The organism is Celerinatantimonas diazotrophica (genome assembly GCF_004339545.1).
GTDB lineage: Bacteria > Pseudomonadota > Gammaproteobacteria > Enterobacterales > Celerinatantimonadaceae > Celerinatantimonas > Celerinatantimonas diazotrophica.
On record NZ_SMGD01000015.1, the window covers coordinates 122,167 to 141,499 of the forward strand.

Consider the following 19,333-nt stretch of genomic DNA (forward strand, 5'->3'; position numbering starts at 1 on the left):
CATAACCTTTATATAAATGGTATGAATAGGCCCAATAGATAATATGGTTCAATTTTATAAAATAAAACACTCTAGCAAGAATAATCCTACTGTTTTTAAAGGCTTTGTGAGTGCTATCGATCATCGTTTACAAGGCATTATTCACTATCAACAGCAGACTTATTTTGCCCAAGACGTTCTTCCAGAGGAAGAAGTTCAGTTAAAAGTAACGGGTAAGCGCAAGGCCCAGTTACTGAAAGTGCTGCAAGCGGATCCGCGGAGGATCAAGCCAGCATGCCAATATTATGGTCAATGTGGTGGTTGTCAGGGACAAATTTTAAGCTTTGATGAACAGCTTAACCTCAAAGCGCCTGAGGTTAAGCGTTTAATCGAACAACTCAGCGGTTATGAACAGCTCATGCCCCCACAGTTGTTTTATGGACAAGATTGGCGGTATCGACGAGTGACTCGGTTGGCCACTTGGTTCGATCATCGACGAGGTTGGCAGTTAGGGTTTCGCCAGTCGCAAAGTAAGCAGCTGGTGCAAATTGATAGTTGCCTAGTGTTGCAAGAGTCGTTGAATGCCTTGATTCCGCCCTTGCAAGGGTTATTAAATGCGTTCTCTAAATCAGCGAAACTGGGCCATGTTGAACTTTATGATTGTCTTCCACAACCGGCTGTTCGGCTGCGCTTAACGAGTGCTTTGACGGCCAAGCAGCGGCAGTTGTGTACGCAATTTGCCAATGAACAGCAAGTGAGTTTTTTTGTCAGTGATCTTAAGTCCGAGCAATACTTAGTCGGCTCAGACTGTTATTATCAACTTGGTGAACTTGCAATTCATTTTACGCCCGGTGATTTTATCCAAGTGAACCCATTGTTGAATGAACAAATGGTTCAATTAGCGCAGCAGTGGTTGGCGCTTAAGGGTGAAGACCGATTATTGGATCTATACTCTGGGGTTGGAAATTTTACGCTGCCCTTGGCTAAACAAGTTCGCTCAGTGGTTGCCATCGAGGGCATTGAGCGCATGAGTGAACAACTGCGAGTCAACGCCAAACTTAATCAGCTTAATAATATCAAAGCGCTTAGTGGTGACTTGGATGACCCCAAAACATTAGCTGGCATTTGTGAAACTATTGACAAAGTTTTACTCGATCCGGCTCGTTCTGGCGCACAAACTGCACTGGAGTCAGTTGCGAAGGCTGGGGTCAAAGCCGTACTATATATTGCATGTGATCCAGCAACGATGGCCCGAGACTTGGCAATCGCCCACAAATACGGATATAAAATCCAACGTTGGGCATTGATTAATATGTTTAGCCAGACCAGCCATGTTGAAACAGTAGTGCTTTTATCTGCCGACTAGCTTTATTCAAGGATATCTTATGGTTTCTATCCGCGAAACACATTTGAACAAACAGTTATTAACCAACGAACGCCAATGGGCGGCGGCTTTAAATATTGGCAAAGAAGAGCAGCAAGCGTTGTTAGTGATATGTGAAGCGTTTCGTCAGATGGATGTCGATAAAGACCAGATTCAGCAATGCCTGAATAAAGGCAAGGAGATGGTCGAGATATTGATCACGCTGAACATGGATAAAACAACGCTCGAAGCAGCCTTGTTATTTCCGTTTAAAGATGCGGGGGTCTATTCAGATGAGCAGTTTACCGAAGATTTTGTGCATACCGATGTAATCGATTTAACTGGCAAAGTCGTCCAAATGAATGCGATTCACGATTTACGCAGTGGTGGCCATAATTTATCGGCTATCCAGGTGGATAATGTGCGACGTATGTTGCTGTCCATGGTAGGGGATGTTCGCGCGATTGTAATTAAAATCGCCGAGCGGATTTGCTATTTGCGTCGCGTGAAATCAGAACCTGAGGATGTACGAGTCCTTGCTGCCAAAGAAAGCCAAGATATATATGCTCCATTAGCCAATCGTCTGGGGATTGGTCAGCTTAAGTGGGAACTCGAAGATCTGATGTTTCGTTATCAACATCCAGAAACCTATCAGCAGATAGCCAAACAGCTCGATGAAAAGCGATTGGATCGCGAAAAATATATCAAGAATTTTGTCGAGACACTGTCGCAGGCGATGAAAGAGTCTGGGATCGATGCACAGGTTTATGGACGGCCGAAGCATATTTACAGCATCTGGCGGAAAATGCAGAAAAAGCATCTTGCTTTTGATGAGTTATTCGATGTGCGAGCGGTGCGCATTACCGTTGAAAAACTGCAGGATTGCTATGGTGCACTCGGGGTTGTGCATACGCTCTGGCATCATCTGCCAAATGAGTTTGATGATTATGTCGCTAACCCTAAACCGAATGGTTATCAGTCGATTCATACCGTGGTGATGGGGCCAGAAGGAAAATCGGTTGAAATTCAGATCCGAACTCGCAAGATGCACGATGATGCTGAATTGGGGGTGGCGGCTCACTGGAAGTATAAAGAAGGTCCCAATACCGGTAAGAGTGGCTATGAAGACAAAATCGCCTGGTTACGTAAGCTTCTGAAATGGCAAGAAGATATGACCGAAAGCGGGACACTGATGGATGAGGTGCGTTCGCAAGTCTTTGATGATCGCGTCTATGTTTTCACTCCTAAAGGCGAAATTGTTGATTTGCCATCAGGTTCTACCCCTTTGGATTTTGCTTATTATGTTCACAGCCAAGTTGGACACCGTTGTATTGGTGCTAAAGTGGGGGGCCGAATTGTTCCGTTTACTTATCAATTGCAAACGGGGGAACAGGTTGAAATTATTACCCAGAAAGAACCGAATCCAAGTCGCGATTGGCTCAATCCTAATTTGGGGTATATTCGTTCATCACGGGCTCGCAGTAAGGTTGTAACTTGGTTTAAAAAGCAAGATCGCGATAAAAACATTATTGCTGGGAAAGAGTTGCTGGATACCGAATTAACACGTCATGGTTTTAAATTGGCTGATTTAGAACTGTGTTTGGCTCGCATGAATGTTAGCACGCTTGAAGATTTAATGGCCGCAGTTGGGGCCGGTGATGTGCGAATTAATCATTTGGTTAACCAGCTTGAAAGTATTTTGCATCAGCCATCGGCTGAAGAAGAAGACCGCCAAGCCTTAGAGCAGTTGGAAAAAACCAGTGCTCATGTGAAGAATCAGTTGAAAAAGCCCAAAGCTAAAGATCATATTGTGGTTGAAGGTGTGGGTAATTTAATGACGCATATCGCCCGTTGCTGTCAGCCTATTCCAGGGGATTTGATTCAGGGATTTATTACTCAGGGGCGGGGAATTAGCATCCATCGAGCTGATTGTGAACAGCTTGAAGAGCTTAAACTACGTTCTCCTGAGCGCGTGATTGATGCGGTTTGGGGTGATAATTTCTCAGGAGGCGGTTATTCGCTCACCATTCGGGTGACTGCCAATGATCGGAGTGGGTTGCTTCGAGATATCACCACTGTATTGGCAAATGACAAAGTTAATGTTTTAGGCATGAACACCCGTAGTGATGTGAAAGTTCAGACGGCGACGATGGATATCGAAGTGGAAGTTTATAATATTGATACGTTGTCGCGGATATTAGCTAAAATCAGTCAACTTCAAGGCATCATTGATGCCAGACGTTACCACTAAAAGACCAAGCAGCCTCGGCTGCTTTTGGTGTGAGTGGTTTTGATGATAAAGTTGTTTAATGGTTTTGGTGGATTTTTGCTCACTCATGCGTGTCAACGAGCTTAAAGAGTAGCATTACTCTGTTATTCTCAGCTGTCACAAGAGATTAGCAAGTAAATTGTGCCTCATGACTTTTATCCCCTTGAGCTTAGGGGCATTTTTTACATTTATTGCGGTTGCGCTTAATGGTGCAGATTGCAAATAAGCAGCTAATAACAAATCTAAATATCACATGACGCCATTCGTTAGCACTGAATAAAGTATCACAACCGTCTCGATGACCAGCGACTCCCACGGAATCCGCCGATGGCCTGATTCGGTGGGCCACTCAATCACAGGGACTAGCTGTCACGGAACTCATTTAAGTTAGTAGACCATGCTCAGAAAGCATGATGCCTGGTACAACCTTCGTCTCTTGGTTGGTTATTCGTTCCGAGATGTACCGTGCTGGAGGTTTGCCTACGGCCTTGCGAAACATGGTGACGAAACCACTCGCATTTTCGTAACCCAATTCTAACGCCACCGTCTGCACGCTTTCGCCTTTGCTCAGGCGTTGAAGGGCAAGGAGGACATGTAGTTGCCGGCGCCAGCGTCCGAAGCTCATGCCGATGTCGTTGTGCAAAAGCCGACTCATACTTCGCTCGCTCATCCCAATGCGAGTCGCCCAATCCCCTTTCAAGGTTTTATCTGTGGGGGCGGCCAGTAGCATTTCGGCGAGCCGACGCAATCGCGGGTCGCGCGGCATCGGTAGATGAAGGTCTTCTACCGAAGCTACCGCTAACTCATCGAGTAAAGTGGCGATCAGTCGCTCTTGCCAACCTCCTAGTTCATATAATTCAGGAAAGCCCACCACCTTTAAAAGCAACTCTCTAAGCAGTGGTGATACCGAAATTGTGCAGCAATTTTTAGGAAGATCCGGTGCGGCATCCGGTTCGACGAATAGGCAATAACACTCCGTTGCACCAGCTCCTCGCGCTGAGTGGGTCAAGTTTCCTGGTATCCATATGGCGCACTGTGGAGGCACAATCCAGACACCATCTTCGATTTCACAGTTGAGGATACCGCGAACGGAGTATAGCAGTTGCGCTTTGTGGTGCTGATGGTTCGCATATTCCCAGTCCTTGGATACTGATGTGGCACTCAGCGCGACAACGGGCCTAGGAACGTTATCAACATCTCGAATGGTGTCTAAGTCGGTGATAGCAATGTTGGACATGGTTAAACTCTGAACCTCTGCGCGAAGATGAGATATCTGCTGGCCTAATTGAAAAATATTATGGCTAAATTATGCAATGACGTCCAGACATCCTGTCGGTATCTTAGGATAAATAACGCTGCTGTTCGGCTCGCTCTGAGTTTGACTCTTCCTGAAAGGGATAACTCCATTTTCTAACCAGACATAGCACTCAGCAATTTTTCCTTATATTTCAAGGAGTATTGGTATGCAGATTGATGCCTCGCAGTTTCCTCTTATTTGGATGCGATTCAATGCACCGGGCCTCGATCCCGAAGTTTCGCCTTTTGCTGAATTCGAAGCATTGCTTGCTCGTCAGGAAGTTTTCGTTTTGCTCAACGACGAGGGGCTTGATAAAGGAGACCACGAACATTCGTCGGAAGAAATGAAGCAAACATCGCGCTGGATGAAACGCCACAAAAGCGAATTGAAATCCTTCGTTAAAGCAGCGATCTACATCGAACCGAATACTGCCAAGCGTCTCGCGACCAAGGCGTTCAGTTTGGTGTATGAGAAATTCTGGGGCTATCCTATGCTCATGGTTGCGACCAAAGATGAAGCCCTTGCTCTGGCGCAGCAGTTATTGTCAGACGAGCAGTAGATAGGACCAAGATACTCCGCCTTAGCATAAAGATGCTCTGATCAATCGTCACTCAATCGCTTTTATGCGAATCAAAGTGATGATTGTTCAACTCTCATTCCTATATAAAATTATATCGATGCTCTGGCTTAGCTGATTATGGATGCTAGATTCATTTTTTATGAACGAGCAGCATCATGCTATGCCGGGGGGGCAGGTCAATAGTCTCTACGCGAGGTCATTATTGATGACGAAGAGTCGTTTGACCCTCATCAAAAAATAACCCATTCATCATAGCGTTCTATATAAAGCCCTCTACCGTGAAAAAAATCAATTATCTCAACTCGCACTATTTCATCTGGGATGGATGTTTTTTCTGATGAAACAGAATAAAAGCCTTAATCCAATACAGATAGCTTTTTTCAGTAAGAATACTGTATCCGCGAAGTCGGATATTTTGACAAATATCTTCTAAAAAAGGGCTATTGTTCAAGCGATTCTATTGGATAGAAAATCAAGCACATTCTGTCATTTTTTATTCACACTTTGTTTTGGGAGATATGATTAAAATTTTTTAAAATTATGATGTTATAAAATATTGCTGGAGAGTTATCGTGCACGCGCACTTTGTTTTGAGGTGTATCAGAGCAATAGTGTGTATCTATATGATATAATTATCATTATAATGATTTTTAGGATAAAAATGTGCAGGTGGTTTTTGAGCGTGCACAATATACAAATGTTATACGGAGTTCGTACTAAATCTGCTCACAATTCAAGTATGCATAATCAAATAAACGGCTTTTAAGAAAGCGGAAAATCAAGACTATTTACCCAATTCCCTATAGGGGTTAGATAGACTCAATAGTTTAAATTTAAGCTATCAATAACAGGATAATATTATCAGGAAAATGGTCGGGGGATTTTTATGGTCGATTTGCGATCACAGATATGCAGAGACGTAAGCGAATATCTGTCTGGATTTAAATACAAAGAAACGGTAGCTATTGCTGCAGGTCTTTTAACCCTTCCAAGGCTTTCGGCAAATTCAATCAGGTGTGAAACTCTCGTTCATCTTGCAGTTGCTTATTCGAGAGGAGCTAAGCAACCAAACCGAACAACCTTCAAGACCGTTCTTAATGATTTATTGGGCAACACACAGGTTGCAATGATTGAAGACCCTCAAGAGGACGTTTTCGTTTCTAACATCTTGACAGAGCATGGAGATCTTAGGGTTTTTAATGCTCTTTGGGAGGCTAATGACTACTTTATTCAAGCCCTGATTGATATCGTAACTCGGTATCAAGTCCCTGATAATCTCCAGCAAATAAGAGAAAGCAGTATATCCTTGCTCAAGTTAAGTGAAGAGGTTGCTTCACGGTCAGGCTTAAGCCGAAATTCCTATGAAGATTCATTTGATAAAGAAAGTATCAATGTCCCTAGGTCTGGTGAATATAGTTCGTTGTCAAAGCGAGTAACCTTCACTCGTGATGAACTGGATTCCCTAGGTGTTTCGGTTGAATCAATTCAGCCGTTCATTATTTCAAATGACGATATATTCGACCTAAAGCAGTCTACAGTTGGAAATTCGATTTTAGAGAGGAAACCCATCGTTGAAATTGATGGCAGTTATATCCTTTCTATTCCTAGTGCAGTGGGTGTTGCTATCAGATATTACTTCCTATCCAGTTGTAAAGAAGATGGTAGTTTGAGAGCTTTTTCGCAATTACTAGCAAACTACCAAGCGGAGCAATTAACAGATGAAATTCTTCGTGAGTTCAGAGGTAGATTTGAATCGATAACCCCAGAGCTGTCAGCAATCGAAAACATGCCCTCAATGCATGCGCTGTTATTAAGGGATAATTCAGGAAATTATCTTCATGCTGTAATCCTTCATGATGAAATCCATCAAATAATTGATGAAGGGATGGGTAGTTACCACACCCCATCGGAAGAACAGGTTGACGCTCTTGGTAAATTTTTCCATGAAGTTGCTGAATATTGTAAATCACAGGATGATTTTGTATCAGGGGTATCGCTTATTACACACGGAGGTTTTGGTAGAGGGTATAACTTTAGGGTCGAAAAGTGGCCAGATGACTGGGGTTTTTCCGCAATAAGTTTGAATGACTTAATTCTTTTGTGTAACTCTAAAAGTAAGCCCTTGGAAGAGTTCTTCCAGTGTATAAAGCAGAAGCGATGGATGGAAGATGAAGGGGTGAAATTATATAATGTAAACGGAGATTTCAATTATTTTGGTTTTTGGAAGGACTGTGAATATAAGTGTGTCCCTGATGAGATACCCGTTTCAGAAAGTGGATTTATAACCTTATATACAGACTTTGTCTTTTCACTCAGGAGAGAGCTGAGAACTGAAGGAGATAAACATAGCGCAAAATACATTGATGGCACCTGGAAAAGAGTTGAACGGTTAACAAAAGATTCTTTTTATGTGGGTATGAAAAGCAAGCCTATATATGTATCTGTCGATCATTTGGTTAATGGAGTTCTGAATGGGATTATTGAATCTGGATTTGTTGACCTTTGGTTTGGAGCTGAGTTCGAAGAGAAAACTGCCAATAGATCAATAATCTATGAATGGTGGTCTGGTTTTATTGATGCGGTTGAAGAGGCTCTTAATTATATTTCCTCATTTGTAAGCTTTGAAGACCGTTATTCATTGCGGGTAGTTATCGATTTCTCTGATATGGTTCCAAAAGACCAGATTGATTTAGAGTCGCAAGAAAACAGAGGAGCCAATATATTTTGGGGGGCTAATTCCTGTAGGATACAACTTGAATCAAACTTCATGGCTAATTTTGCCCAAGTTAATAATACGGGTGAGAAGTTAGTTCTTAATCTAATCCTATCCTCGCTGGCAGAATTTCTGGTTGATAGAGGCTCAGATATTAATGAGCATGTTGATAATGCTATTAACCATGTTTTGGGTGACTCGGCAGTTAGGCTTGTTCATATATTTAGATCATATGATTCCGTTGACTTTCTACTTCATACGGTGTCTCGAAAGCCAAAATTTGTTGATAGAAAGAAAACCTCATTTGATCGTATTCGTATAAGTAAGTCATTAGAGTTATCCAGCCAAGAAATTACAGGAAAATCTAATTGCAAGGCTGTTTTAAATAGGATTGTTGACGAAATATGGGGGAGAATTAAGGTCATTCTGTCTCAAGTAGATAGAAGATCTATATTAAGTGAGCTAGTTTCACTGGTTAATGCTATTGAGCAAGATCGAGGTCAATGGGATAGGACAGCAAGAGCGGTATTCGCTATCTATTCAAAGCATGATGATGTTATTCGTGTGGCTCACGAGAGGGAGTCGGATAGAAGCTTGGCGTCTTTGTGTTTGCGTTCGTTGATTGAAATGTCTTTAAGTGAATGCCCTGATAATTCAGGAGTACCTGTAAATGAAGGCATTGTCGCTGATTTACTTTCTCTTACATCTCTATTGGTAAACACGGCTTCTGATTCTGATGCTATTCACTGGGGGCTTGTGGCTCCAAAAATAGTTTTCAATATGAATGGCACATATATCATACCCACGGAAGTGATGGAAGAATTGCTTTTGCCTTATTTCTCAGGGTATTTTGGGATTCAATTTAGTGGGGCTATAGATGATTACGAAGAGCTATATAATGCCAAGCTTGTTGAGAAATCAGAAGTGCAAGAAGGTGTTTTTGGCGAAGAATTTGATAATGCTTTGTCAGCTGAATATGGTCTTCTAGCTCATCAGCTTGTTGAGTGCTGGGCGGAAATTATTGACCTGCATCTTGAGACCTCTCAGCCCATTATAATAATGGGGTTGGAAGAATTAATATGTCGTATTGTGGGAAAAAGAAATTTGGAAGCAGGTGTTGTGAGGCGGTTTTTCCAAGCATTCACATTATATTCAAGAGCTGAATGGTCTGAACTACCCGAAGGATTCGTCTTTAGAGATATAGCACCTTGGAAGTTTAAAAGAAGGTTAAGTTGTTTGGTTAAACCTGTTCTTCAGCTCAATGAAGATGAGGTTTTCTTAAGCCTTTCATTGATTCATCTTGGCGTTGGCTATTTCCTCGATAGAGCAAAAGAAGGTGAGTTCAATACAGAGTTTTTTGACTCTGCTGTTATGCGTAGTTATGTCGGGTCTATGGTAAAAAAAAGAGGGGCGGATTTTACAGATTTGGTTGCTTCAAAACTTGAGTCTGATGGGTGGTATGTCAGGAAGGAAGTTCTGATGACAACAGTGGGGGCATCTCAAGAGCTTGGTGATATTGATGTTCTGGCGATTAAAGACGGTTTAATGCTTCTTTTCGAATGTAAGAAACTCCAGATGGCTAAGACAATCTCCGAAATTGCAGATGTGTGCAATAGGTTTAGGGGGGCGGAAAAAGATGAGCTTAGAAAGCACTTAAACCGTGTCAGTTGGTCTGTGGATAATTTAGATACGGTTTTGCAGAGACTCAATTGTAGAGAGGATGTCTTGTCCGTAAGGAATGCACTTCTAACAAGCACCGAAATGCCTATGAAATATAAAAAGGATCTACCGATAGCGAGTGAAGATATCATCTCATTTAGGGAGCTTGAAGATTGGTTGTCGACAGTAGGGTGTCATGGGCAGCTTGGGTAGTGGAATTATTGTTTTTGGTCGGACCTGGATGGGACAATGATTCCACAGATCGCGTATAACAAGCGCAAGCAATCGGAACAATTTTCCGCTGCGCTTCAAATTGTCCGGTGTTGCGGGCGTTGGCTTTAATAATGAAAGAACTTCAGCACGAACTAGATACGGAACAATATAAAGCCGAGCTGGCAAGCTTGAGGCGTATTGTTGTTCAACTCAATGATTTAAGGAAATGGCTTCTTAATGTCAGCTTGGCTAGCCTGGCATTTGCATTCACGATAATGCTCAAAGCCAAAGAAGGTTCTTATATTCCCCACGAGACTCTCGCTACATTCACGCTTGTTTTTCTCATTTTGTCTGTAATTGGGGCAATACTCATTCGCGGAAAATATGAATTTGATAATTGCATTACTGATTCAATTAGCTTTTCCAAACTACTCCCCGAGTTTCGACATTTGATAACAAAGTCACCAGAGATTTCTCAGTCAGAAAAGGATGAATTGATTGGTTATCTAGACAGAGCTATCGTACATTATGAAAAGCACAAAAATGAAAAATCAGGACTAGCATCATCGCTGCGTGCGGATCTAGTTCTAATTGTTGCCGAATTACTATTTTTTATTTTAGGGCTCGGCTGCTTATGCTTATATTTGTGGCAGTTCTTATTCAATGTGTAGAGCTAACAAGTACAGCCAGCAGGAAAAACATTCCGCTGTCGCTTCATGTTTTCCTCTGCCGTAGGCGTTATACCACTAAACTTCCGCCGCGGGAAAATTATAAAGGTTTTGATTGTATGCATATATATCAGTATACGGATTTAAATGCTGTAAAAAAAATTCTAAAGACAGGGAAGTTGTGGGCAACTCATTATAAATATTTAAATGATTATTCTGAAGTTTTGAAGGGTATCGAAATCCTTGTCGATAGTATCTCTGATACAAAGAAACTATCTAACACAGAAAAAAATGCCTTAAAAAAAGAAACTATGAATAGTTTGGATGATTTGGATATATTTGTCTCATCTCTTTGTTTGGCTGGGGACGAGCTAACAATGTGGAGAACATACGGTAATTGTGCAGTAATTTTTAATATGAGTTTGGTTACATTAGCTTTGACCTGTGAAGGTTCATTTAGACAAAACTCCGTTGAATCGTGCGTTTACCCAAAAAATAACAAAGATATTAATTTATCAAGACAATTTGACTCATTACTATTTTTATATGATGAATATTATCTAGGTTCCCATAAAGATTGGTTTATAAGCTCTTTAGTCTACGATGCAACATCAATAAAACATGATGCATTTTATGCCGAACAAGAACATAGAGCAGTTGTCTCTCTAAATAAAACTGACAATACTCCGATTCTCTATCGAAAACGAGGTGAAAAGGATATTCCCTATATTGAGATGGTGTTGCCTCAATCATGTATTGAAGGTGTTTTTATTGGTCCGGGGAAAGACCAAGATAAGTTGGTTTTAGATATGAAAGAGTTTCTACAGGAAAACAAATTCGATAATGTAGTAATATATAAATCGTCTATACCATTTGTTTAAAATCATTTTTCGAAAAGTGGTATAACAAGACGTTCCAATTGACAAAATAACTGTCACGAATTTTGCTTCGCAAATATAGTGCCGGCTATTTTGCAACTGAACTTAGCGTTAGGCATACATAAAGAATGAGTTGGATTCAAACATTGAACGTAAAAATACAAGCCGCTCTAATAGCATCAATTGTGACATTGCTCGGAATTTTTCTGAAGGATTTCGTTTTTCAAAAATTAAAGGAGAAACGTGATCAATCGAAAAGTACGCAAGATGTGTATAAAAAATATGCGGAGCCCTTGGCGGCCGCAGCCGAAAGTATGTTTTGGAGGCTTAATGAAATATTTAATGTTAAGGGACGGGCTCATTTCTTAATAAGAAGTGACGTAATAACAGGTTTCGAAGATTACAAATATAAAAGTACACTGTATCGGTTGGCATCTCTTATCGGCTGGATTTATGCGATTAAGAAAGAACAATCTTACATGAAGCCTGTTGGTACCGTGTCACAGGCTTCTATATCAGAATCCATGCGTGTATTTGAGTCTGCCCTTGCCGATGGTCCTCATGTGGAAACTGAAAGGCTGACACGCCTTGTCGAATTATGGTCGCTAGGATGCTCTCCCGAGAACTCTATTGATTTGTCAATTGCTTTAGAAAAAAAACACAAATCTTTCCTTAAAAGTAAGAGTGTTACTCTAGCTACAGAGCTCGGTGAGCAAGACTTATTCGATCTTTGTAAGGAATGTGCAGATTATTTATGTGGTCAGCTTGATTGTAACAAACTGCAAGACGAATTGATTAAGGAAACAATGCAACAGTCTGCCCGACGACTTTCTATCCGTGAGGCGTGGATATATCGAGACTGGCAAGCGGGAATCGGGGAGTTGATGGTTCGTAAGTCGGAATCCGATGCAAGAGATTTTGATGTTATTGGATTTAAAGAGTTTGAATCGATGCTTGAGTCTAATGACCCAGAAATTTCTAAATGGATTTCTCGAATCGAAAATACTTTTAAGGATCTTGATATAGACAAATTGGATGGTCAGGATGTAAGGGGTGAACAAATACGGTCAACTTTTAAGGCCGTTGCCAAACTAATTGTCGAGATCAATAATTCGGGCTTAGAAGTGAGTCCGTTTGGAAACAAAACGATTGCTGCTGCGGAGGCAAACAATGCCTAACAAAGTGCTGCTAGGGACAAACCTACGCTGCGCTTCAATTTGCCGCAAATGCGAGCGTTATACACTGAGATGGAGTTTGTTACATGGACGATATTATTGATTCCGTTGTCAGGGATTTAAAAAAATAAGTATGCCCCTCATACGATAATTCTATATGGCTCAAGAGCCAGGAATGAATCTACAGCTACAAGTGACATTGATATAGCTTGCTTCACAGATAAAAAAATTGATTCTAAAGAACGGAAGGATGCCCGGGAGTTTCAAGGGATTTTTCTCGATGCATGGATTTATCCTACCTCGGAGTTAAGTCGTGATGTTGCTGAATATTTGCGTTTCTCTGATGGCTATTGTTTGCTAGATGATCAAGGGTTTGGTTCAAAGTTAATGGTTGAAATTCGGCAGCGTTTAGCTCAAGGACCAGATCCATTAAGGCCTGAAGATTCGGATCACTTAGTGAAATGGATATTTAAGATGATAGCTCGAATAGAGAGCGGTGGTTTAGAAGGAAATTATAGGCGTTGTTGGTTGCAAACCGATTTACTGGAAATTTATTTTCAAATGAGGCGGCTATGGTTTTTGGGACCGAAAAAGAGTTTTAAGTATTTAAAGCAACATGATCAGGCTGCGTATAATCTTTTTTCTACAATGTATGAAAATAATAATAATTTAGAAATGCTAAAAGAAGTGGCGCAATACGTAACACATGTATAACGAAGCAAATCAATGGACGCTTAACGCTTCGGTGTTTGTTGTTTTAGTTTTTAAATGGCTGCAGCTTTGGTAAAAGCGCCACTGTTTGCAACGTTATTTGCTTTTGAGGAAAATTGACATGGAAGTAGTAGAAGCGAGTCCAGATTTAGCTCCAATATTAGTGAGTTACGCTAGAGAATGCTTGGACTCGGGTATCCCGAAATACACGGGTGTTGAACAAAATCCTGAAGCTTATTTGTCTGGTTTGGTTGAACGATCGAAGGCAACTTCTGAGTTACCAAATGGGTATTTACCGAGCACAACTTATTATTGCGTATCGGATTCTGAAATTTTAGGTTCTATTCGAGTTCGTAAAGGCACTAATCCCAACGTAGAAAATGCAATTGGTCATATTGGTTACGAAACTAGACCGTCAGCTCGAGGTAAAGGTGTTGCCTCATTTCTCCTCGCTTGGGTGCGAGACCACGTTGTTACTGACGCAGTTATTGTTACTTGTTCTATTGACAATCCAGCATCCCAAAAGGTTATCGAAAACTGTGGCGGTGAGTATCTTGGCAACTACACAAGTGAAAACGAGGGCACTGTAAGGCGCTACCGTTTAGCACGCACATAACAAACGCGTCAATTAGGACGCTCGCAAGCTCGCGTCTATTACGCAAGCGGTATATTGCAATTTGAGTAAAGAGGCATCAAGTGAAAACGATAGGGATGTTAGGTGGTATGAGCTGGGAATCTACAACCAGCTATTATCAAGAAATCAATGAGTCAGTAAAAAATAAATTGGGGGGTCTTCATTCAGCAAAAATCTGCTTGTATAGCGTAGATTTTGACGACATCGAGAAATTACAGCATCAAGGGAATTGGGATGAAACAGCCAATGTATTATCTACGGCTGCAAAATCTGTCGAATTGGCTGGGGCAGATTTTTTGCTAATTTGTACAAATACCATGCATAAAGTAGTTCCTCAAATAGAAGCGGTCATAAATATTCCAATTCTTCATATTGCTGATGCGACCGCAAAAAGGTTGCAAGCCGATGGGGTCATGAAAGTTGGGTTACTAGGAACGCGTTTCACCATGGAACAAGAGTTCTACAAGAATCGCATATCCGATAATTTTGGTATTGATGTTATTGTCCCGAATAGCGATGAGCAGACAATAATCCACGATATTATTTACCAAGAACTTTGCCAAGGCGTAATCAAAGAGAGTTCTCGAAAGCAGTATTTAAGAATCATCGCAAATCTAGCAAGTCAGGGTGCAGAAGCCGTTATCCTAGGTTGTACAGAAATAGCGCTTTTAGTAAAGCAGACGCATACTGACGTAAGGCTTTACGATACAACTGCTATTCACGCTGAAGAAGCTGTTTTGTTCTCATTAGAGGACTAGTCAGGCAATATAACAAAACAAATTAACTCGGTTGCAAATTTCGCTGCGCTCCATTCGCACCAGTTGTTTGCAACGTTATGAGGAGAAATAAATGCAAATCAAAGAAATACTTACAAGAATATTTTTGCATCCTTCAAAATTAGAAAAATCAATCAAGTTCTATGAAAATCTTTTTAAGAAAACTTGTTCTCTTAGATTTATATACAAAGAAATGAATATAGAATTAGCTCAGATTTCTTCTATCTTGTTATTAGCTGGTGAAGAAAAAGATTTGGAAAAATTTAAATCAACAAAAACAACTTTCCTTGTTGATTCATTAGATGATTTTCATGATTATTTTTTAGACAATGGAATACCCATTTTAGAAAAACCTAAAAAAGTTCCAACAGGTAAGAATATGCGAATACAACATCCAGATGGATCTATAATTGAATACGTTGAACATAAAAAGGATTGTTTTGTATGATGTAGCTAGGTATTTAATATGGGTGTCTCACAAAAACTCATTCGAGTGTGATGCTTGGAGTTCTATCTGACGTTCGTTCTTGTTATCGCTATCTCAATAGAGGAGCCAGCGTTCTATCGCTCAAATTCGTTCCGGCCACAAAAAGCCTGGCCTCCACCGGACTCGCTAACGCTTGCCGTTTAGCGGAGCGTTATATTGTTTTTAAGTCCATCGCATACAAAGTCATTTACTTCTATACCGTATATAATTTCAATAAATTGTATTCCCATTGTCAGGTGTAAGGATTAGAGTATGTCTACTGAGAATTATCAAAATGTCCGTTCTGCATATTCATTTTTTCACGAAAATTTAGGTAATAAAATTAAACTTCAAGACGTGTCAAATGCAACGGGATGGAAGGACAGCACTGTTTCTACATATTTTAATAAAAAGTGGAAGGGTATAATTCTTACCAGAGTCAAGCCCGGAATATACAGAGTATGCATGTCTGAAAATATGTCTCTTGAAGAATTCGGTGAATTACATTCTCAAGTGGATCAACGGCTACGTTGAGTCTGAGCTAATACAACATAACAATGTGCATCAATTGACAAAATATAGTGCCATATATTTTGCAACTGTGCTTAGCATTAAGGGTATAGATGAAGCTCGAAACACAGGTCACCGGAAATATCGGCCTCTACTATGTATGCTATCGCCTCTCTCGGCTCGGCTGGAATGTGATGCCAACCGCGAGGAATGCCCGCGGGATTGATGTCATCGCTTATGACCGCACAGGTACCGAGTTTATTGGTGTTCAAGTAAAGACGCTCACTAAGCGTAACCCCGTCCCTCTGGGCAATAACCTGGACAAGATCATGGGTGATTTTTGGGTCATCGTTAATAACATCGAAAAAGAGCCGCAGACCTACGTGCTTCTCCCTGAAGAGGTTAAAAGGCTTGCTCATAGGGGCGAGAAAGATGGCCGGGTCAGCTATTGGCTGCAGCCCAAATCCTACTGCGTCGATGACTATTTTGAGGCGTGGGGCCGTATCGGGAATGGACAGTAAACCTTTAAAAGTCGCGTAAAACGGACGTCCCTGACGAGCCGCCGCTTCGCTCAGTGTTAGTATTCAAGGAAAATTCAGTGTATACGGAAAATGACAAATCACTTTTAATATATATTGCAGATTATTTTGTTAAAACAGGTAATAATAGCATAATGGTTTCTGAACTCGAAACTCTAGCATTTTATTCAGAAGCATCAATAAACAAATTCAGGGCTCTAAAGTTGGTAAAATATGATACAGAAATATCAATTCAGATTTTTCCATCTATAGTTTCAGAAAGGGACAAGCTTCAAACTCTACCTGATTACTTTAAAAACACCAAAAAATGGTGGTTTAGTAAAAAGTGGGCTGTACCAATAACAGTCATTTTTTTAGTTTTGCCTGCGCTGAAGACATATATAGATCTGGTTAGTTTGCTTTTTAATTGAATGCTAATAAACGAGTCAATTAGGACGCTCGCAAGCTCAAGCCTATTATGCGGGCGTTATAAAGCTCGAAGAAAAAGGACATTTCGTGGAAATTCGAACAGGTAAACTTGATGATATTGCTGGTATCACCGACATCTTTAATTTTTATATTGAACACACCAATGCACGCTTTGAAGAAGTGCCATTTACGCTGGAAAATCGTCAGGAATGGTTTTCTCAGTTCTCTAGCACGAGCAAATATCAACTATATGTGGCTATAGAAAACGGCGTATTGCTAGGTTTTGCCTGTTCTCAACAGTACAGAGCAATTGCAGCTTTTGACGACACTGTAGAAGTGAGCGTTTATCTGGCACAAGAAGCTAAGGGAAAAGGTTTAGGTTCTAAACTATATACTCAGTTGTTCTCATCCATTCGTGCTTATGGCGTCCACCGTGTATTGTCGGGTGTTGCATTACCAAACGATGCCTCAGTTGCATTACATAAGCGGTTTGGTTTCAGAGAAGTCGGTGTTTTCAATGAATATGCGAAGAAACATGGGCAGTACATCAGCTCATTGTGGTTAGAAAAGGCGTTTAACGTAGAGTCCGCTTTATAACAATTTAAGTGATTCACCACGCTTGGCATTCTTGGTTTGAGTTTAGTTAAATGATTAGGGCGTCCAAATTGAGTGGTGTGGTAGCGTCGTTCACACCTTAACCAGGCGTTATGCCTTTCAAAGAAAAAGGAACCTTCGATGTTTAAAATAGAGACTAAGCGTTTGATCATTCGGGATATGACTCCGAACGATGAGAGGGCTTTTGTTGCTATGTCTCAGGATGCTAAATATCAGCGTTTCTATGATGAAAGTGATTGTGATCCTAATAAATATCGAGAGTTGACAGACTTGTTCATTACTCAGGCTTCTGAGAAGCCACGAAAATCATACCAATTAGCTGTTGAATGTAAGGCATCAAGGGAGTTCATCGGGACGGTTTGTCTACGCCTAGAGGATAATCAGCAAGCTTCAATGGGGTGTGCGTTTTCAAAGGAATCTCAAGGTCATAAATTGAGTCATGAAGCCGCCTTAGCTCTTGCAAACTTTGGCTTTACAGAATTGGGCGTTCACCGTATCTATGCGGAGACAATCAGTAGGAATCTGCCAGCCATTAAGCTTTGTAAGTCTTTAGGTATGCGCCAAGAAGCTCATTTTAGAGAGCATCGCTTTTTCAAGGGACAGTGGTGGGATACAGTCGTTTTGGCAGTCCTTCGAACAAGGCATAATCAACGCTTGCTGTTTGACCTTAAACCAAACCCTACGCGTTTTTGTGCTACTCGCTATGCTCAAACATTAACACCAAAGCACTTCTGTGTTGGTGCAGTTGAAGCGGGCGTTTTTTTGCTTATTTGAATTATGGAGAATAAGGGTAAGTGATATTCCCACAAGCTTTAAAAGTTGGTGATAAAATTGGCTTTTTTTCACCGTCATCACCAGCAACGGCTTTTGCGCCAAATCGTTTCAAGCGAGCAAAGTCTTATCTGGAATCTCAAGGCTTTGAGCTAATCGAGGGGCATCTTACTGGCCGTTCTGATTCATATCGCTCAGGTTCAATTCTAGAACGCGCAGAAGAGTTTAACCGATTAATCCGTGACCCTAATGTACGGTGTATCATGTCTACAATTGGTGGTAGCAATAGTAATTCTCTATTGCCCTACATCGATTATGAAGCACTCAGGAACGATCCCAAGATTATCATTGGCTATTCTGATGTAACGGCTTTGCTATTGGGTATCTATGCTCAAACAGGTCTTATTACATTTTATGGCCCAGCACTGGTTGCATCATTTGGTGAGTTTCCACCCTTAGTCGAGGAAACGCTTCAATCCTTTCTGGAAATCTTGTGTTCGGAGTCTGATTCGTATCAGTACACAATGCCTCCGTCGTGGACAGACGTGAAGCACGACTGGGAAACTCAAAACTCACCAAAATCTACTTACATAAATGAATGGCAGTTTTTAGGTCGTGGCCAAGTTAGAGGCCGTATAATTGGTGGTAATCTCAATACTATGGCAGGTATATGGGGTAGCCAATATATGCCAGAGATAGAGTCAGGTGACATCCTCCTGCTTGAAGACTCTCTTAAAGGTATAGAAACTGTCGAACGTTCTTTTGCCCATCTAATGGCCTGTGGTGTGTTTGAAAAGGTGGGTGCAATTGTATTAGGCAAACATGAACTGTTTAATGACAAAGGGACGGGGCGTACGCCGCTTGATGTTTTGCTTGAAGTGTTAAATGGTAAAAATGTTCCTATAGTTTATGGTTTCGACAGTTGTCATACGCATCCCATGTTGGTTACCCCACTAGGGGTCCAGGCTTCAATTGATTTTGACAGCCAAACTATTGGGCTTGAAAGTCGGTGGGTATCAGCAAAATAACAAGGTATTTTAGAGTGATTCACAACGCTTGGTATTTTCGCTTCGCTCAAGTATAGCCAAGCGATGTTCCCACTTTAATGC

General features: G+C 41.1%; 17 protein-coding genes and 3 pseudogenes. 18 read left to right on the forward strand and 2 right to left on the reverse strand.

What is annotated here, in order from left to right:
• Positions 1-106 precede the first annotated feature (106 nt).
• Both rlmD and relA read left to right on the forward strand, forming a co-directional pair.
• Positions 107-1,345: a 23S rRNA (uracil(1939)-C(5))-methyltransferase RlmD gene (gene rlmD / locus EV690_RS13915; RefSeq protein WP_165872768.1), complete on the forward strand. Its 1,239-nt coding sequence runs from the start codon at positions 107-109 to the stop codon at positions 1,343-1,345.
• A gap of 19 nt (positions 1,346-1,364) precedes the next feature.
• Positions 1,365-3,593 (forward strand): GTP diphosphokinase, encoded by a 2,229-nt coding sequence (relA, locus tag EV690_RS13920; protein ID WP_131913618.1) that lies wholly within the window; start codon positions 1,365-1,367, stop codon positions 3,591-3,593.
• Between the two features lie 400 nt (positions 3,594-3,993).
• Here the strand turns inward: relA and EV690_RS13925 are convergent, their stop codons facing one another.
• The gene (locus tag EV690_RS13925; protein ID WP_131913619.1) at positions 3,994-4,848 is read right to left on the reverse strand and encodes an AraC family transcriptional regulator; all 855 of its coding nucleotides are present in this window, start codon (positions 4,846-4,848) and stop codon (positions 3,994-3,996) included.
• 226 nt (positions 4,849-5,074) lie between these two features.
• Here EV690_RS13925 and EV690_RS13930 point away from each other — a divergent pair, with 226 nt between their 5' ends.
• A complete protein-coding gene (locus EV690_RS13930; RefSeq protein WP_131913620.1) occupies positions 5,075-5,467 on the forward strand; it encodes a hypothetical protein in 393 nt (130 codons plus the stop codon).
• A 334-nt stretch (positions 5,468-5,801) separates the two neighbouring features.
• Here EV690_RS13930 and EV690_RS13935 read toward each other — a convergent pair.
• Positions 5,802-5,939, reverse strand: a pseudogene (locus EV690_RS13935) (phage integrase N-terminal SAM-like domain-containing protein); the annotation flags it as partial.
• Positions 5,940-6,374: 435 nt separating this feature from the next.
• Here EV690_RS13935 and EV690_RS13940 point away from each other — a divergent pair.
• The 15 genes and pseudogenes from EV690_RS13940 to EV690_RS14005 all read left to right on the forward strand — a co-directional run bounded on the left by EV690_RS13940 (position 6,375) and on the right by EV690_RS14005 (position 19,252).
• Positions 6,375-10,073: a hypothetical protein gene (locus tag EV690_RS13940; RefSeq protein ID WP_131913622.1), complete on the forward strand. Its 3,699-nt coding sequence runs from the start codon at positions 6,375-6,377 to the stop codon at positions 10,071-10,073.
• A 131-nt stretch (positions 10,074-10,204) separates the two neighbouring features.
• Complete coding sequence (locus EV690_RS13945) at positions 10,205-10,744, forward strand: hypothetical protein (protein ID WP_131913623.1); 540 nt, start codon at positions 10,205-10,207, stop codon at positions 10,742-10,744.
• Between the two features lie 116 nt (positions 10,745-10,860).
• Positions 10,861-11,622, forward strand: coding sequence for a DUF2971 domain-containing protein (locus tag EV690_RS13950; RefSeq protein ID WP_131913624.1), 762 nt, complete (start codon positions 10,861-10,863; stop codon positions 11,620-11,622).
• 125 nt (positions 11,623-11,747) lie between these two features.
• A complete protein-coding gene (locus EV690_RS13955) occupies positions 11,748-12,797 on the forward strand; it encodes a hypothetical protein (RefSeq protein WP_131913625.1) in 1,050 nt (349 codons plus the stop codon).
• Positions 12,798-12,944: 147 nt separating this feature from the next.
• A pseudogene (locus EV690_RS18495) lies at positions 12,945-12,992 on the forward strand (hypothetical protein); the annotation flags it as partial.
• A gap of 156 nt (positions 12,993-13,148) precedes the next feature.
• Entirely contained in the window at positions 13,149-13,508 is a 360-nt protein-coding gene (locus EV690_RS18500) for a hypothetical protein (RefSeq protein WP_224054997.1), read from the forward strand.
• A gap of 118 nt (positions 13,509-13,626) precedes the next feature.
• Positions 13,627-14,121, forward strand: a complete 495-nt coding sequence (locus tag EV690_RS13965) for a GNAT family N-acetyltransferase (protein WP_131913626.1) — start codon at positions 13,627-13,629, stop codon at positions 14,119-14,121.
• An 80-nt stretch (positions 14,122-14,201) separates the two neighbouring features.
• Positions 14,202-14,897, forward strand: a complete 696-nt coding sequence (locus tag EV690_RS13970) for an aspartate/glutamate racemase family protein (RefSeq protein ID WP_131913627.1) — start codon at positions 14,202-14,204, stop codon at positions 14,895-14,897.
• A 91-nt stretch (positions 14,898-14,988) separates the two neighbouring features.
• The gene (locus EV690_RS13975; RefSeq protein WP_131913628.1) at positions 14,989-15,363 is read left to right on the forward strand and encodes a VOC family protein; all 375 of its coding nucleotides are present in this window, start codon (positions 14,989-14,991) and stop codon (positions 15,361-15,363) included.
• 291 nt (positions 15,364-15,654) lie between these two features.
• Entirely contained in the window at positions 15,655-15,915 is a 261-nt protein-coding gene (locus tag EV690_RS13980; RefSeq protein WP_131913629.1) for a hypothetical protein, read from the forward strand.
• A gap of 89 nt (positions 15,916-16,004) precedes the next feature.
• Entirely contained in the window at positions 16,005-16,412 is a 408-nt protein-coding gene (locus tag EV690_RS13985; RefSeq protein WP_131913630.1) for a hypothetical protein, read from the forward strand.
• A 77-nt stretch (positions 16,413-16,489) separates the two neighbouring features.
• Positions 16,490-16,840, forward strand: a complete 351-nt coding sequence (locus EV690_RS13990; protein ID WP_131913631.1) for a hypothetical protein — start codon at positions 16,490-16,492, stop codon at positions 16,838-16,840.
• Between the two features lie 85 nt (positions 16,841-16,925).
• Entirely contained in the window at positions 16,926-17,435 is a 510-nt protein-coding gene (locus EV690_RS13995) for a GNAT family N-acetyltransferase (protein ID WP_131913632.1), read from the forward strand.
• Positions 17,436-17,573: 138 nt separating this feature from the next.
• Positions 17,574-18,089, forward strand: a pseudogene (locus tag EV690_RS14000) (GNAT family N-acetyltransferase); the annotation flags it as partial.
• A gap of 158 nt (positions 18,090-18,247) precedes the next feature.
• Positions 18,248-19,252, forward strand: coding sequence for a S66 family peptidase (locus tag EV690_RS14005; protein ID WP_131913633.1), 1,005 nt, complete (start codon positions 18,248-18,250; stop codon positions 19,250-19,252).
• The last annotated feature ends 81 nt before the right edge of the window (positions 19,253-19,333 follow it).

Coding starts and splice junctions, on each gene's coding strand:
- EV690_RS13940 (WP_131913622.1), top strand. CDS start 6,375: ATGGTCGATTTGCGATCACAGATATGCAGAGACGTAAGCGAATATCTG.
- EV690_RS13985 (WP_131913630.1), top strand. CDS start 16,005: ATGAAGCTCGAAACACAGGTCACCGGAAATATCGGCCTCTACTATGTA.
- EV690_RS13925 (WP_131913619.1), bottom strand. CDS start 4,848: ATGTCCAACATTGCTATCACCGACTTAGACACCATTCGAGATGTTGAT.
- EV690_RS13980 (WP_131913629.1), top strand. CDS start 15,655: ATGTCTACTGAGAATTATCAAAATGTCCGTTCTGCATATTCATTTTTT.
- EV690_RS13975 (WP_131913628.1), top strand. CDS start 14,989: ATGCAAATCAAAGAAATACTTACAAGAATATTTTTGCATCCTTCAAAA.
- EV690_RS13965 (WP_131913626.1), top strand. CDS start 13,627: ATGGAAGTAGTAGAAGCGAGTCCAGATTTAGCTCCAATATTAGTGAGT.
- EV690_RS13950 (WP_131913624.1), top strand. CDS start 10,861: ATGCATATATATCAGTATACGGATTTAAATGCTGTAAAAAAAATTCTA.
- EV690_RS13930 (WP_131913620.1), top strand. CDS start 5,075: ATGCAGATTGATGCCTCGCAGTTTCCTCTTATTTGGATGCGATTCAAT.
- EV690_RS13945 (WP_131913623.1), top strand. CDS start 10,205: ATGAAAGAACTTCAGCACGAACTAGATACGGAACAATATAAAGCCGAG.
- relA (WP_131913618.1), top strand. CDS start 1,365: ATGGTTTCTATCCGCGAAACACATTTGAACAAACAGTTATTAACCAAC.
- EV690_RS13955 (WP_131913625.1), top strand. CDS start 11,748: ATGAGTTGGATTCAAACATTGAACGTAAAAATACAAGCCGCTCTAATA.